This is a genomic window from Streptomyces sp. NPDC058001, assembly GCF_042886315.1.
Taxonomy (GTDB): Bacteria; Actinomycetota; Actinomycetes; order Streptomycetales; family Streptomycetaceae; genus Streptomyces.
Genome location: NZ_JBHVQT010000011.1, coordinates 66737 through 81587, shown reverse-complemented (window position 1 = coordinate 81587; position 14851 = coordinate 66737). Strand labels below are relative to the sequence as shown.

13 protein-coding genes, 1 pseudogene and 1 riboswitch are annotated in these 14851 nt (G+C 68.0%); of the genes and pseudogenes, 9 read left to right on the top strand and 5 right to left on the bottom strand.

All coding sequences use genetic code 11. The features are described from left to right. Positions 1–3: 3 nt before the first annotated feature. Positions 4–384: a phage holin family protein gene (locus tag ACFVT5_RS27030; RefSeq protein ID WP_389893208.1), complete on the bottom strand. Its 381-nt coding sequence runs from the start codon at positions 382–384 to the stop codon at positions 4–6. A 72-nt stretch (positions 385–456) separates the two neighbouring features. Between ACFVT5_RS27030 and ACFVT5_RS27025 the strand changes: the two are divergent. From ACFVT5_RS27025 to ACFVT5_RS27005, 5 genes and pseudogenes are all read left to right on the top strand, one after another. Then, a pseudogene (locus ACFVT5_RS27025) lies at positions 457–531 on the top strand (helix-turn-helix domain-containing protein); the annotation flags it as partial. 180 nt (positions 532–711) lie between these two features. Next, entirely contained in the window at positions 712–1029 is a 318-nt protein-coding gene (locus tag ACFVT5_RS27020; protein ID WP_389893871.1) for a cupin domain-containing protein, read from the top strand. Between the two features lie 227 nt (positions 1030–1256). Then, positions 1257–1469 (top strand): DUF5326 family protein, encoded by a 213-nt coding sequence (locus ACFVT5_RS27015; protein WP_389893869.1) that lies wholly within the window; start codon positions 1257–1259, stop codon positions 1467–1469. A 275-nt stretch (positions 1470–1744) separates the two neighbouring features. Then, complete coding sequence (locus ACFVT5_RS27010) at positions 1745–2458, top strand: IclR family transcriptional regulator (protein WP_389893867.1); 714 nt, start codon at positions 1745–1747, stop codon at positions 2456–2458. A gap of 98 nt (positions 2459–2556) precedes the next feature. Beyond that, a complete protein-coding gene (locus ACFVT5_RS27005; RefSeq protein WP_389893205.1) occupies positions 2557–2994 on the top strand; it encodes an SsgA family sporulation/cell division regulator in 438 nt (145 codons plus the stop codon). Between the two features lie 141 nt (positions 2995–3135). Here the strand turns inward: ACFVT5_RS27005 and ACFVT5_RS27000 are convergent, their stop codons facing one another. Beyond that, positions 3136–4680, bottom strand: coding sequence for a YibE/F family protein (locus ACFVT5_RS27000; protein ID WP_389893202.1), 1545 nt, complete (start codon positions 4678–4680; stop codon positions 3136–3138). A gap of 71 nt (positions 4681–4751) precedes the next feature. Beyond that, positions 4752–4908, top strand: a riboswitch (TPP riboswitch). On the opposite strand from ACFVT5_RS27000, the gene thiC reads away from it, so the two are divergent. Further along, positions 4901–6748, top strand: coding sequence for a phosphomethylpyrimidine synthase ThiC (thiC, locus tag ACFVT5_RS26995; RefSeq protein WP_389893199.1), 1848 nt, complete (start codon positions 4901–4903; stop codon positions 6746–6748). Its footprint overlaps the riboswitch before it by 8 nt. 168 nt (positions 6749–6916) lie before the next feature. On the opposite strand, the gene ACFVT5_RS26990 is transcribed toward thiC, so the two are convergent. From ACFVT5_RS26990 to ACFVT5_RS26980, 3 genes are all read right to left on the bottom strand, one after another. Then, on the bottom strand, positions 6917–7777 hold the full coding sequence (locus ACFVT5_RS26990) for a hypothetical protein (protein ID WP_389893196.1): 861 nt from the start codon (positions 7775–7777) through the stop codon (positions 6917–6919). Between the two features lie 181 nt (positions 7778–7958). Beyond that, positions 7959–9008, bottom strand: coding sequence for a metallophosphoesterase (locus ACFVT5_RS26985; protein ID WP_389893193.1), 1050 nt, complete (start codon positions 9006–9008; stop codon positions 7959–7961). A gap of 265 nt (positions 9009–9273) precedes the next feature. Beyond that, entirely contained in the window at positions 9274–10395 is a 1122-nt protein-coding gene (locus tag ACFVT5_RS26980) for a LacI family DNA-binding transcriptional regulator (protein WP_389893190.1), read from the bottom strand. A 414-nt stretch (positions 10396–10809) separates the two neighbouring features. Between ACFVT5_RS26980 and hisC the strand changes: the two genes are divergently transcribed. The 3 genes from hisC to cydB all read left to right on the top strand — a co-directional run bounded on the left by hisC (position 10810) and on the right by cydB (position 14798). Beyond that, positions 10810–11892: a histidinol-phosphate transaminase gene (gene hisC, locus ACFVT5_RS26975; RefSeq protein ID WP_389893187.1), complete on the top strand. Its 1083-nt coding sequence runs from the start codon at positions 10810–10812 to the stop codon at positions 11890–11892. A 378-nt stretch (positions 11893–12270) separates the two neighbouring features. After that, on the top strand, positions 12271–13776 hold the full coding sequence (locus ACFVT5_RS26970) for a cytochrome ubiquinol oxidase subunit I (protein ID WP_389893185.1): 1506 nt from the start codon (positions 12271–12273) through the stop codon (positions 13774–13776). Between the two features lie 17 nt (positions 13777–13793). Next, positions 13794–14798, top strand: a complete 1005-nt coding sequence (gene cydB, locus ACFVT5_RS26965; protein WP_389893182.1) for a cytochrome d ubiquinol oxidase subunit II — start codon at positions 13794–13796, stop codon at positions 14796–14798. The last annotated feature ends 53 nt before the right edge of the window (positions 14799–14851 follow it).

Below are 14851 nucleotides of genomic sequence, written 5' to 3'. Positions count from 1 at the left end.
CACTCAGTCGTTGTCGTCGGGCAGGACGACGTTCAGCGCCCAGGACACCACGGAGATGATCAGGCCGCCGAGGACCGCGGTCCAGAACCCCTCCACCTGGAAGCTGAGGCTCAGCTTGTCGGCGAGCCATGAGGTGAGCAACAGCATCAGGGCATTGACCACCAGGGTGATCAGACCGAGCGTCAGAATGAACAGCGGGAAAGTCAGCACCTTGACAACGGGCTTGACCAGGAAGTTCACCAGGCCGAAGAGCAGCGCCACTATGACGAGTGTCAGCACCTTCTTGCCGGTGCCGGCCCCGCTCAGGGTGATCTTGTCGAGCAGCCAGATGGCGACGGCGAGGGCCCCTGCGTTGGCGAGCGTCTTGACTACGAAATTCCTCATCGGGGTTCCTCCATGGATACCGCACTTGTCACTGAATGTGATGATAATGGTGAGCTGTGAACGCCCACCCCGGTGAAGTGGGCGTTCAAGTACCGCTTCTACCCAACCGATGCGCGGGCAACGGAACTGTGGCGCACCTTCCGTTGTGTACGGAAGGTCTGCGCGAGACGCCTTGCGGGAGAAGATGCCCTTGGCGTCCGTACCTGGACGTATGGCTGTGCCGCGCCCCATGATCGGGGGAGCCAAGCGGCTGATCGTGGCAGACGGACATCACATCAAGAGCCCGCGCGGGCGGAACCGGCGGCGGGCCAGGGCGGACAGAGGGCGATGAAGGCATTCCGACTGGATGAGCTGGAGACGGAACGCGCCGCGAACGACGGTGCGTACCTACAGTTTCTGCGTGAACGGAACATGTCGGTCGGCCTGTACGCGCTGGACGCCGGCACCCAGGATCCGCAGCAGCCGCACGGGCAGGACGAGGTGTACTTCGTGGTGAGCGGACGGGCGTCGATCACGGTCGGCATGGAGACGACCCAGGTGGCGCGCGGCAGCGTGGTCTATGTGCCCGCGGGGGTCGCGCACAAGTTCCACCACATCACCGAGGATCTGCGGGTCCTCGTGATGTTCTCGCCGCCCGAGCGCTGACCCCGGGCCCCGGGCCTCTGTGCCAGTTCGCTGTTCTGTTCCTGTCTGTTGCTGGAACGTCCGGGTCGGCTCCCGCGTTCCCTAGGGGGACGGTCAGGGGAGGACAAGGGATCGGCGGGGCCCGCCGACGCCCGCGCCGACCTAGCATCGAAGGCAGGTAAACGAAGAGTGCGGTGACGTGGGAATGCGGCACCGCACCTGTGCGGAAGTGAGGAAGGACGATGGCTGTGCGAGAGATCTTCGCGGGCATGCCGTGGTGGGTTAAGTGGGTCGCGGTGCCGGTCATCGCCCTGTTCGTGTTCGGCGGGCTGATCGTCGGCATCCTCTCCTTCCTGGTGGGGCTGCTCTTCAAGGTGCTGGTGTTCGTGGCCCTGGTCGCCGGACTCGTCTACCTCGTACGGAAGTTCATGTCGAGTTCATCGTCACGCGGCGACTGGTGACCGCCCCGCCGTCACGCGACGCCTACGGCACGGCGTCGCGTGACGCAAGGCGCAGTCCCTCGCCCGGGGGAAGTTTTCCCCGGCGGCCCTGATGGCCCAGGGCGGACCGTTACAGTCCGGAACTCCCCCCGCTTCCGGAGTGAGCCTTGGCCACGGTTGACGACAGCCGCCCGACCGGCACCGGGCCGACCGCTACCGGCCCGACAGGCGTCGGCCCGCCAGGCGCCGGTCCGGCCGACACCAGCCCGACCCTGATCGGGTCGGTACAGCGCGCCCTGCGCCTGCTGGAGGCCGCGGCCTCGCACCCGGACGGCGCGCCCGCGAAGCAACTCGCGCGTGAGGCGGGGGTCGCCCTCCCCACCGCCTACCACTTGCTGCGCACCCTGGCCCACGAAGGCTATGTGCGCCGTGAGCGAGGGGTGTTCCTGCTCGCCGAGGCGGCCCGGCGGCTGGGCGGTGGCGCCGCCCAGCAGAATCGTCGCAGCATGATCAACGACGCGCTGGCACACTGGCGCGACGCCCTCGGCGTACCCGTGTACTTCGCCGTCTACCGCGAGGGCGAGATCGAGGTCGTGGCGATCGCCGACACCCCCACCAACCCGGCCGTCCACGAGTGGGCCGACTTCCGGGAGACCGGACACGCCCATGCGATCGGCCAGTGTCTGCTGGCCCAGCTCGACGCGGAGGCCCGGCGCGACCATCTCGACCGGCACCCTGTGGGATACGTCACTCCGTACTCCGTGCGTGACGAGCGGACGTTGCTGCGGCGCCTGGCCGCGGTGGAGCGGACCCGGCCGGTCGTCGAGCATCAGGAGTACGCGCTCGGCACGGTCTGTGCCGCGATTCCCCTCACCGCCGGCTCCACCGTGGCGGCCATGGCGGTCTCGCTGCCCGCACATCAAGCGGAGCGGTTGCTTCCGGCGATCGGGCAGCTCCAGGTCGAGGTAGGAAAGCTACTAAAGACACTCGGTTTCTCTATCAGCATCTGAAAACTCACTCCTTGTGATCTGTCGTGTACTTTAAGCAAGATGCCATGAGCGTCAGGGGGCGATTCCTGGCCAGTCGACAGCACACGACGGGGTAGGCGATGAGTGAGTCGGTACACGCAGAGGTCATGATGAGCTTCCTCGTCTCCGAGGAACTCATCTTCCGTATTCCCGTCGAGCTGCGATACAGGAGTGACGACCCGTATGCCGTGCGGCTGACCTTCCATCTGCCCGGAGACGCGCCCGTGAGCTGGACGTTCGGGCGGGAGTTGCTGGTGGACGGGGTCGCCGAGCCGTGCGGGGACGGTGATGTGCACATCGCGCCGGGTGATCAGGATCTGCTCAGCGAGGTCCTCATCACGCTTCAGGTGGGCAGCGACCAGGCGGTGTTCCGGGCCGGGGTCGCGCCGTTGATCGCGTTTCTGGACCGGACGGACAAGCTGGTGCCCCTGGGGCAGGAGCGCTCTTTGGCCGGATTTGAGTCCCTCCTCGACGAGACGCTGGACCGGATCCTGGCCGAGGAGCAGAGCGCCGGATGAACGGAGACGGTCGAGTCCACGGGCCCACGGCACTCAAGGTGCCGTAACGCTTCAGCACCCTGACGGCGCCCCTGGCGGCGCCCAAGGTGCCGTAACGCGTGAGCAACTCCCGGCGCCCAAGGTGCCGTAACGCCGTAAGGCTCAGCGCTTCCGCCGCTTGCCCCGTCCGCCCCGCATCGGAACCCGCGCCCCCAGCGCGTCCACGCGCGCCCCCAGCGCGCCGCCAAGCGCCTCTGAGCCCCCGCCCTGCGCCCCCACGCCCCCGCCCGGTACGCCCGCGCCGGCGACCGCCACGCCCGCGCCCTCGCCGGGCCGGTCCGCCGACACCACGAGCGCGGCCAGCGCCGTCGTCACCGGCACCGAGGCGACCAGGCCGATGGAGCCGATGAGCGTGCGCACGATCTCCTCGGCCACCAACTCACTGGTGGCGACCGTCCCCACGCTGCTCTGCGCGATCGAGAACAGCAGCAGCAACGGCAGCGCGGCGCCCGCGTAGGCCAGGACCAGCGTGTTCACGACGGACGCGATGTGGTCGCGGCCGATCCGGATGCCCGCGCGGTACAGCCCGCGCCGCCCCATCGTCGGATCCGCCTGGTGCAGTTCCCACACCGCCGATGTCTGCGTCACCGTCACATCGTCGAGGACACCCAGCGAACCGATGATCACGCCCGCGAGCAGCAGACCGCTCATGTCGATCGACGGATAAAGCCCGTGGATCAGGCCGGTGTTGTCGTCCGTGTTGCCCGAGAGCGCGGCCCAGCCGATGAACAGCGAACCGAGCAGCCCGATCAGCAGCAGCGACACCAGCGTGCCGAGCACCGCGACGGAGGTACGGGCTGTGAGTCCATGGCACAGATACAGCGCGATCAGCATGATGGCGCTCGCCCCGACCACCGCGACGACCAGCGGATTCGAGCCCTGGAGGATCGCCGGCAGGATGAAGAGGGTCAGCACCATGAAGCTCGCGGCCAGCGCGACCAGGGCCATCAGTCCGCGCAGCCGGCCCACCACGACCACCGCGATCGCGAAGATCCCGGCGAGCAGAGCCATCGGAACCTTCCGGTCCACGTCGGTCACCGCGTACTGCAACTCCGTTGGCGCGTCCGGGGCGTAGGCGACGATGACCTTCTGGCCGGTGCGCAACTGCCGTGGTGAGTCGGGCTGCACGATCTCCGTGAACGTACGGCCTTTGTCCTTGCCCGTGGTGACCTCGACCGTCGCCTTGCCGCACTGGCCGGTCGCCTGCTGCTGGGCCGAGTTGCCCTCGGCGGTCGAGGTGTCACCGTTGGGGGTGTCGCCGGAGGCGTTCACGGACCCGCAGTCCACGCGGTCGACGCGGACGACCTTCGCCTGCTGCGCCTGCCGGTCGAAGCCGACGCCGGTGCGCTCGTGGGACGGTGCGCCGCCGGGCCAGAGCACGACGAGGCCCACGGTGACCGCCGCCGCGAAGGGGATTAGCACCGCGGCGATGACCTTGCGCAGATGCCGCGAGACCGGGGCGGCCGGACCATGCCCGTGCCCGTGCCCGTGCCCGTGCCCGTGCCCGTGCCCGTGCCCGTGCCCGTGTCCATGCCCGTGTCCGTGGCCGCCGCCTGTGGGGCCCGAGTTGCCGTCGCCGTGGTCGTCGCCGTGCCCGTGCGGGCCGGGGCCGGACGGCGAAACGGGGGGCTGCTGCGAGGTCGTCACCGCCCGATCATCGCAAGAACGGCGGAGGCCCACTGTTCAGCACGCCCGATATGACGCTAGCGTGGAGGCACCTTTGCACACGCGGGAGCTCGGAGCACCGGGCTGAGAGGGCGCTGACCTCCGTAAACGGACGTACTCGCACGACGAGTCGGCCTACGGAATCCGCTGCGTCGACCGCCGAACCTGTTACCGGGTAATGCCGGCGTAGGGAGTAGGTCTCATGACCATCAAGGACGCACGCACGCCTGCCTCGAACCAGACACATCGTGAGGAACCGGGCGAAAAGGTCGACAGTCCCGCTGACCCCAATGGCACCGCCAACCTCATCGGCTGGCACAAGGGCTATGTGACCGGCGCGACGGGCACCCGCCCCGATCTGCGGGTGCCCGTCCGCCAGGTCCACCTCACCAACGGCCGGACGGTCACGCTGTACGACACGTCAGGGCCGTACACCGATCCGTCGACCGAGACCGACGTACGGCGCGGTCTTCCGCCGCTGCGGGAGAACTGGATCGTCGTGCGCGGCGACACCGAGGAGTACGCGGGCCGACCGGTCCGGCCCGAGGACGACGGGATCAAGCACACCTCGCCGCGCGGCGGGCTGCGCAATCTCGACGCGGTGTTCCCGGGGCGGCCACGCCAGCCGCGCCGGGGCCGCGACGGAGCACCGGTGACCCAACTCGCGTACGCACGGCGGGGCGAGATCACGCCCGAGATGGAGTTCGTGGCCCTGCGCGAGCACGTCGAACCCGAGGTCGTACGGGCGGAGATCGCGGCGGGGCGTGCCGTGCTGCCCGCGAACGTCAACCACCCCGAGATCGAACCGATGATCATCGGGAAGCGGTTCTTGGTGAAGGTCAACGCCAACATCGGGAACTCCGCGGTGACCTCGTCGATCGAGGAGGAGGTGGAGAAGATGACCTGGGCGACCCGCTGGGGCGCCGACACCGTCATGGACCTCTCCACCGGCCGCAACATCCACACCACCCGCGAGTGGGTACTGCGCAACTCCCCCGTCCCGATCGGAACGGTGCCGCTCTACCAGGCGTTGGAGAAGGTGGACGGCAGGGCGGAGGAGCTGACTTGGGAGATCTACAAGGACACGGTCGTCGAACAGGCCGAGCAGGGCGTCGACTACATGACGGTGCACGCGGGCGTACGGCTGCCCTTCGTGCCGCTCACCGCGAACCGTAAGACCGGCATCGTCTCGCGTGGCGGCTCGATCATGGCGGCGTGGTGCCTGGCGCACCACAAGGAGTCGTTCCTGTACGAGAACTTCGAGGAACTGTGCGAGATCCTCGCCGCGTACGACGTGACGTACTCCCTCGGTGACGGGCTGCGCCCCGGCTCCATCGCCGACGCCAACGACGACGCACAGTTCGCGGAGTTGCGGACGCTCGGCGAACTGAACACGATCGCCAAGCGGATGAACGTACAGACGATGATCGAGGGCCCGGGACATGTCCCGATGCACAAGATCAAGGAGAACATCGACCTCCAGCAGGAGATCTGCGAGGAGGCGCCGTTCTACACGCTCGGCCCGCTCACCACGGACATCGCGCCCGCGTACGACCACATCACCTCGGGTATCGGCGCCGCGATGATCGCCTGGTGGGGCACCGCGATGCTCTGCTACGTCACGCCGAAGGAGCACTTGGGCCTGCCCAACCGCGACGACGTGAAGACCGGTGTCATCACATACAAGATCGCCGCGCACGCGGCGGACCTCGCCAAGGGGCATCCCGGTGCCCAGGAGTGGGACGACGCGCTGTCCGACGCCCGCTTCGAGTTCCGCTGGGAGGACCAGTTCAATCTGGCCCTCGACCCGGACACGGCCCGTGCGTTCCATGACGAGACCCTGCCGGCGGAGCCCGCGAAGACGGCCCACTTCTGCTCGATGTGCGGCCCGAAGTTCTGCTCGATGAAGATCAGCCAAAGCATCACGGCGCAGTTCGGCGGTACGGCCGCCGCGGGGGCGACGGCTGAGGAGGTCGCCGAGGGGATGATGCAGAAGTCGAAGGAGTTCGCGGCCAGCGGGAACCGGGTGTATCTGCCGCTCGCCGACTGAGCACCGACTGAGTGCCACCTATCGCCGACTGATCGCCGACTGATCGGGCCGAGGAGAAAGACGGCAGGCGGAGGTGAGGGTGCCCCCAAGTTCCGGGCTGTTGAACCCGGTTCCTGGGGAACCCCACCGCTCGCTGGTGCCGCGGGGCGGACGCCCGTACGGCTGGCGCTACTCCGGCCGGCTGTCGGGGCCGCCGAAGTCCGGACTGGTGAAGTCCGGGCTCGAATAGCTCGGGCGCGAGCCGGACTTCGACCCGCCGTCCGGGCTGCTGAAGCCCGGACGGTTGTAGCCCAGGTGCGGCATCCGGCCGGCCGGTCGTGACGGCCCGGGGGCGGTCGCGGCCGGATCGGCGAGGGCGTCACGGAGGAACGGCATGATGCCGCGCTCCAGAAGCGCGTCGTGCCACGCTTCTCTGGCCAGTTCGACCTTTTCGTCGAATTCGCTGTGCGTATCGGCGTGGAGCGAGGTGGCGTCGTTGCGCAGGGCGGTGAGCAGCAGCCCGGCCCCCGCGACGAGGATCGCCACCGCGGTGACCGCGGTGAAGACCCACCCCGTGGTGAGCAGCGTCTGGGCGAACACCTGCTCGGGGTCGAGCACTCTCAGGAGATACCCGACGAGGAGGAATATCACGGCCGCCGCACCCGCGAGTACGGGGGCGAGGACCGCGAGGACGGCCACCACACCGGCGCCCGCGGGCTCGGTGACCTCGCCCATGGTGGTGGCGAGGCCCACGGGACCCGAACCGGACTCCGTGGATCCGCTCCTTTCGGTGGCGCGATCTGTGGCCCGTGAGGGTTCACGCCGTTCCTCACGGATCTGCACGTACTGCTGGTACTCGGTCGCGGCGGCGGCCGTGATCAGCGCTGTGGCGTTGAGGGCCATGGTGCGCAACTGCTCGGGGTTGAGCCGGCGACCGACCGCGGTGAGTTCAGGGCGGTACGGGGCCGAGCGCAGCGCCTCGTCGAGGATCCGCTCATATTCCTGGCGGTCCTCACTCAGCAGGTGCTGCGGAACGCTGTTCATGTGCATCCCCCGATGCTCCGTAGGGCTTGGGGCTCGCATGGTTACGAGCCGTCGGGCAGAAACGGAGGGGAGCCTGCTACGGATAAGCCGATGGTAGAGCGGCCACGGCACACGGTGACAGGGGGTTTCCGAAAATTGGCCCCCAAGCCCAGGGGACCCTCCGCTTCTGCGTCTGCCCGGGGAACGCTCAGCTATCCAGGGGAAGTTGGCAGACCAGTAGCTTTCCGGCCATGGTCACTCCGCCGTCCATGGCGATGGCCAGCCCGTCGGCGTACACATGCGGTCCCTCGACGGCGGGACCCGAGCTGCCCTCGCCGTCCTCGGACCCGACCTCGCCGAGGAGATACGGAATGGGGCTGTGACCATGGACGACGCGGGTACCGCCGTACGCGGCGAGGAGTTTGCGCGCGGCCTCGGCACCCGATTCGTCGCGGAACGCGAAGCGCTTGGTGAACTTGCGGAAGACGTCCCAGCACTCGTCGGCGTCATTGCGCGTCAGGGTCTCGCGCACGGTGTCGTTGACCGCTTCGATCGAGTCGCCGTAGTCGAGATAGGCCGTCGTGTCGGAGTGCACGAGGAGATGGCCGTCCTCCTCCTCCATCGCGTCGAGGCGGGCCATCCACTGGAGATGGTGGTCCTGGAGCCGGTCCATGTCGGACTTCTGGCCGCCGTTGAGGAGCCAGGCCGCCTGGAAGGTGGCGGTGCCCGCGCCCGAGTTGACGGGGGTGTCGCCGAACCGGCGGGCGCCGATCAGCAGCAGTTCGTGGTTGCCCATGAGGGCCTTGCAGTAGCCGCCGGCCGCCGCCGCCTGGGCGGACAGCCGCATCACGAGGTCGATGACGCCGATGCCGTCGGGGCCGCGGTCGGTGAAGTCGCCGAGGAACCACAGCCGCGCGTTGCCCGCGGACCAGTCGCCGGCCTCGTCGATGAGGCCCTTCTCGCGCAGCGCGGCGACCAGCTCGTCGAGATAGCCGTGCACATCGCCGACGACATACAGGGGTCCGAGCCCTTCGGGGGCGCGCGGATCCGGTACGGGGTCGGGCGCGATCGGCACCTGGAGGGTGTCCCCCCGGTTGATGATCGGGAGGTCGCGCTGGGTGGGGGTGTAGCCATCCGGCTCGTCGGCCGGCCCCTCGCCCTCGCCTGACGGACCGGTCTCGTGGACGTACGCCGGCACCCGGAAGTCGCGCAGCGTCGCCGTCCGCACGTCGGGTCCCTGACCGGCCCCCTGAGTCATCGACCCCTCCACCACCTTGCGCCGCAACTGCACCGGATCGGACTGCTTGGTCGCAGCGGCCCGCGGTGTCGTCCGCCCATCATAGGAATGTGGATCGCGCTGTGTGATGACCCAGGGGTGGTGAATCGGAGCAGGACCCCGGCTCGCCGCGTATTTCTCCCGAATTGGGTGGAGGTCACCTCGGGCCGACGGTGTCCTCCACCCCCCTGGGGGGTACGGCTGTTGCTTCGCTGCCCCTTCGCTACCCGTTCGAGTGAGAGAGCCGTTACCCGGTCGAGGGAGACCTCGGCGGGCTGACCGTCGTTCGGGGCGGACGTCGCTCGGACGACGTCCGCACGATCAGCTCCGTCGGTATCACCTGCTGGACGGGCTGGTCGGAATCGATCCCCTCGATCGCGTCGATGAGCAGCTGCACCACGGCCGTGCCGATCCGGCGCGGCTTCAGCGAGAGCGTGGTGATCGGCGGCTCCGTGGTGGCGTACACGGTCGACTCGCTGCAGCAGACGAGGAGCAGGTCGTCGGGGACGCGCAGGCCGTAGCGCCGGGCGGCGGCGAGCAGGTCGGTGCCGTTGGGGTCGAACAGTCCGTAGACGGCGTCGGGCCGGTCGGGCCGGGCGAGCAGTCGGTCGGCGGCGACGGCCCCGGCGCACGGGTCGTGCGCGGGGTACGCCTCGTACACCGGGTCCTGGCCGACCCGCTCGCACCAGCGCAGATACGCGGTGGTGGAGAGATGTGTGTAGGTGTCCGTGGTGGTGCCGGTGAGCAGGCCGATGCGTCGGGCACCGGACTCGGCGAGATGGTCGAGGATGCCGAGGACGGCGGCTTCATGGTCGTTGTCCACCCAGGCCGTGACCGGCAGCGAGCCGCCTGGGCGGCCGTCCGAGACGACGGGCAGGCCCTGGCGGACGAGTTCGGAGACGACCGGATCCTTGTCCGACGGATCGATGACGACCGTGCCGTCGAGCGCCACGTTCGACCAGACGTCGACGGGGCTGCGGCGGGAGGTCGCCGGGAGGATCACGAGGGCGTACCCCCGGGCGAGGGCCGCCGAGGTCGCGGCTCTCGCCATCTCCGCGAAGTACGCGAATTCCGTGAAGGTGAAAGGTTCATCCCCGTACGTCGTCACGGTGAGTCCGATGAGTCCTGACTTACCGGTGCGGAGCGTGCGGGCGGCGGCCGACGGGCGGTAGCCCAGCCGTTCGGCGACCTCGCGAACGTGGCGTCGGGTGGCGTCCGGTAACCGGCCCTTTCCGTTGAGGGCGTCGGAGACCGTCGTGATGGAGACACCGGCGGCGGCGGCCACGTCTCTGATACCCGCTCGGCCCGGCCGGCCGCCTCGGCGGGAGGTTTCCGCCCGGCTCACCTGGTGCTTCCCTGCTGCTGTCATGGCGAGCCGATAGTAGGGCTCAGGGGGTGGGGTGGTGCGGACGCATATTCACGCGTTGACAGGCACGTTTCTGCATGGCCAATCGGGGTCAATTGCCTTGCAAACAAAGGAAGTTGAGCCCTCGGCTAGGGATTGGGTGTGTGTCAGCCTGTATAGACCTGCCAAATGAGCCATGTTTCGAAGAGGTCTCAACTCACCTTCACGAGGGATGCGCGCCACGGCGTGAGCCACCGGCGCGCGGCAGAACACGGAACGCTCCCCCCAGGAAACGGGCTCGGGAGCCTCCGGCCGGAGGGCCTGGAAGCGGGCGGTCGGCGGACCCGGGAGCCTCCGGCCATTCGCAGCGGGCGCCCCGCCTCATAAGGTGGGCCATATGCCAATCGGCGAGTTCGGTGACGCACGAGGAGGACGACGGTGAGCGAGACGAACCCCAGGCTGCGCGCCGAGCTGGAGGGCATTCCCGCCTACACGCCGGGCAAGCCCGCGGGGTCGGGTCCGGCGGCGTACAAGCTGTCGTCCAACGAGAACCCCTATCCGCCGCTGCCCGGCGTGATGGAGACGGCGATCGCCGCGGCCGGGACGCTCAACCGGTACCCGGACATGGCGTGCACCGGGCTGATGAACGAGCTGGCGAACCGTTTCGGGGTGCCCCTCTCGCATGTCGCCACCGGCACCGGCTCGGTGGGTGTCGCCCAGCAGTTGGTCCAGGCCACGTCGGGTCCCGGAGACGAGGTGATCTACGCCTGGCGGTCCTTCGAGGCGTACCCGATCATCACGCAGGTCAGCGGGGCGCGTTCGGTGCGGGTGCCGCTGACCCCGGACGAGGTGCACGACCTGGACGCGATGGCGGACGCGATCACCGAGCGCACCCGGCTGATCTTCGTGTGCAATCCGAACAACCCGACCGGCACGGTGGTGCGCAGGGCCGAGCTGGAACGATTCCTCGACCGGGTGCCGCGCGATGTGCTGGTGGTGCTCGACGAGGCGTACCGGGAGTTCATCCGCGATCCCCAGGTGCCGGACGGCGTGGAGATCTACCGGGAGCGGCCGAACGTCTGTGTGCTGCGTACCTTCTCGAAGGCGTACGGGCTCGCCGGGCTGCGGGTCGGTTTCGCCATCGCCCATGAGCCGGTCGCGGCGGCGCTGCGGAAGACGGCGGTCCCCTTCGGTGTGTCGCAGATCGCGCAGGACGCGGCGGTCGCCTCGCTGCGCGCCGAGGACGAACTGCTGGGGCGGGTGGGTTCCCTGGTCAGTGAGCGCGCGCGGGTCGTGAAGACGCTGGCGGCGCAGGGCTGGACGGTGCCCGAGACGCAGGCGAACTTCGTGTGGCTGCGGCTGGGCGAGCGGACCATGGACTTCGCGGCGGCGTGCGAGAAGGCGGGTGCGGTGATCCGGCCGTTCGCCGGCGAGGGTGTGCGGGTCACGATCGGCGAGACCGAGGCGAACGACATCTTCCTGCACACGGCGGAGGCGTTCCACAAGGAGCTTCAGCCGTAGCGCAGGGCCGGGCCGTGTGTTTCAGCGCACGCGCCATATGCCTTTAAGGCGCACAAGTAGGGCATATCGGAACATGGTTGGGCGGGGTGGTTGGGCTCCTCAAGGGGGCTCCGGCCGCCCCGTCGGCATGTCCGGACCCGGTCGCCCGCCTGGGATTCGCCTTGGATCTGCCTCGGATCCGCCCCGGATCTGCCCGGTTCCGCCTCGGGTCGAGGGGCGACCACGGGTAAGGGGACCCCCCTGGAAGGGCGGTTCGGTGGTAGTACATAATGCTTGTGAATGTGAACGCGTTCACAAGCTCGCCCGGATGATCCTGTTATGCGGGTGATCAAAGGGGCAAACTGCCGCTGTGAACACGGCACGTAAGGAGAAGGAGACGTGAACCTCGCTCTGGCGCCGGAGACCCTGGCGCGATGGCAGTTCGGCATCACCACCGTCTACCACTTCCTGTTCGTCCCGCTGACGATCTCGCTCGCGGCGCTGACCGCTGGCTTGCAAACGGCGTGGGTGCGGACGGGCAAGGAAAAGTACCTCCGGGCGACCAAGTTCTGGGGCAAGCTCTTCCTGATCAATATCGCCATGGGCGTGGTCACCGGCATCGTGCAGGAGTTCCAGTTCGGCATGAACTGGTCCGACTACTCGCGGTTCGTCGGGGACATCTTCGGCGCTCCCCTCGCCTTCGAGGCGCTGATCGCCTTCTTCTTCGAGTCCACCTTCATCGGGCTGTGGATCTTCGGCTGGGACAAGTTGCCCAAGAGGATCCACCTCGCCACGATCTGGATGGTCGCGATCGGGACGATCCTCTCCGCGTACTTCATCCTCGCGGCCAACTCCTGGATGCAGCACCCGGTCGGCTACAAGATCAACCAGGCGGCGGGCCGGGCCGAACTCACCGACTTCTGGGCCGTGCTGAGCCAGAACACGACGCTCACCCAGGTCTTCCACACCCTCACGGCCGCGTTTCTCACCGGCGGCGCGTTCATGGTCGGCATCGCGGCCTACCATCTCGCCCGCAAGAGGCACATCCCCGTGATGAAGACCTCACTGCGTCTCGGCCTGGTGACCGTCGTCATCGCCGGCGCCCTCACCGCGATCAGCGGGGACCGGCTCGGCAAGGTGATGTTCGAGCAGCAGCCCATGAAGATGGCCGCCGCCGAAGCGCTCTGGGACGGCCAGAGATCGGCACCGTTCTCCCTCTTCGCGTACGGCGATGTCGACAAGGGCCACAACACCGTGGCCATCGAGATCCCCGGGGTACTGTCCTTCCTCGCTCACGACGACTTCAACTCGTTCGTCCCCGGCATCAATGACATCAACAAGTCCGAGCAGCAGAAGTACGGGCCCGGCGACTACCGTCCCAACATCCCCGTCGCCTTCTGGGCCTTCCGCTGGATGATCGGCTTCGGTATGGCGTCCTTCGCCATCGGCATCCTCGGACTCTGGCTGACCCGTAAGAAGTTCCTGCTGCCGCAGCATCTGCGCGTCGGCGAGGACGAGACACCGAACCTGGTGCTGTTCCGCAACAAGGCCCTCAGCGCCAAGTTCACGAACTGGTACTGGGTCGTGGCCCTGTGGACGCTCGCGTTCCCGCTGATCGCCAACTCCTGGGGCTGGATCTTCACCGAGACGGGCCGCCAGCCCTGGGTCGTCTACGGCGTCCTCCAGACCCGGCACGCGGTCTCCCCCAGCGTCTCCCAGGGCGAGGTCATCACCTCGATGATCGTCTTCACCACGCTGTACGCGATCCTCGCCGTCATCGAGGTCAAGCTGCTCCTGAAGTACGTCAAGGCCGGGCCGCCCGAACTGACGGACGCCGACCTCAATCCGCCCACCAAGATCGGCGGCGACCGCGATCCCGACCGGCCGATGGCCTTCTCGTACTGAGAGACAGGAGCTGAGGCATGCAACTCCACGACGTCTGGTTCGTGCTCATCGCGGTCCTCTGGATCGGCTATTTCTTCCTGGAGGGCTTCGACTTCGGGGTCGGGATCCTCACCAAGCTGCTCGCCCGGAACCGGACCGAGAAGCGCGTCCTGATCAACACCATCGGTCCGGTCTGGGACGGCAACGAGGTGTGGCTGCTCACAGCGGGCGGTGCGACCTTCGCCGCCTTCCCCGAGTGGTACGCGACCCTGTTCTCCGGGTTCTATCTGCCGCTGCTGATCATCCTGGTCTGTCTGATCGTGCGCGGGGTCGCCTTCGAGTACCGCGCCAAGCGGCCCGAGGAGAACTGGCAGCGCAACTGGGAGAACGCGATCTTCTGGGCCTCCCTGATCCCCGCCCTGCTCTGGGGCGTCGCCTTCGGCAACATCGTGCGAGGCGTGAAGATCGACGCGCACAAGGAGTACGTGGGCAACTTCTGGGATCTGCTCAACCCGTACGCGATTCTCGGCGGACTGGTGACGCTGACCCTGTTCACCTTCCACGGCGCGGTCTTCGTGGCGCTCAAGACCCTGGGGGACATCCGGGAACGCGCTCGGAAGCTGGCCACCCTGGTCGGACTGCTCACGGCGGTTCTGGCGCTCGGCTTCCTGGTCTGGACCCAGATCGACAACGGTGACGGCAAGAGCCTGATCGCCATGATCGTCGCCGTGGCCGCACTGGTCGCCGCACTCGGCGCCAATCTCGCCGGACGTGAGGGCTGGTCGTTCGCGTTCTCGGGGATCACGATCATCGCGGCCGTCGCGATGCTCTTCCTGACGCTCTTCCCGAACGTCATGCCGTCCTCGCTCAACCCGGCCTGGAGCCTCACGGTCACCAACGCCTCGTCGACGCCCTACACCCTGACGATCATGACGTGGTGTGCCGGGATCGCGACGCCGGTCGTGCTGCTCTATCAGTCCTGGACGTACTGGGTGTTCCGCAAGCGGATCGGCACCCAGAGCATCGCGGATGCCGCGCACTGAGCCGATGTCACGCACTGACCCGATACCGTCCGGGATGTTTCACGTGAAACACC

Coding starts and splice junctions, on each gene's coding strand:
- ACFVT5_RS27030 (WP_389893208.1), bottom strand. CDS start 384: ATGAGGAATTTCGTAGTCAAGACGCTCGCCAACGCAGGGGCCCTCGCC.
- ACFVT5_RS27020 (WP_389893871.1), top strand. CDS start 712: ATGAAGGCATTCCGACTGGATGAGCTGGAGACGGAACGCGCCGCGAAC.
- ACFVT5_RS27005 (WP_389893205.1), top strand. CDS start 2,557: ATGAGTGAGTCGGTACACGCAGAGGTCATGATGAGCTTCCTCGTCTCC.
- thiC (WP_389893199.1), top strand. CDS start 4,901: ATGACCATCAAGGACGCACGCACGCCTGCCTCGAACCAGACACATCGT.
- ACFVT5_RS26990 (WP_389893196.1), bottom strand. CDS start 7,777: ATGCACATGAACAGCGTTCCGCAGCACCTGCTGAGTGAGGACCGCCAG.
- ACFVT5_RS26985 (WP_389893193.1), bottom strand. CDS start 9,008: ATGACTCAGGGGGCCGGTCAGGGACCCGACGTGCGGACGGCGACGCTG.
- ACFVT5_RS26980 (WP_389893190.1), bottom strand. CDS start 10,395: ATGACAGCAGCAGGGAAGCACCAGGTGAGCCGGGCGGAAACCTCCCGC.
- cydB (WP_389893182.1), top strand. CDS start 13,794: ATGCAACTCCACGACGTCTGGTTCGTGCTCATCGCGGTCCTCTGGATC.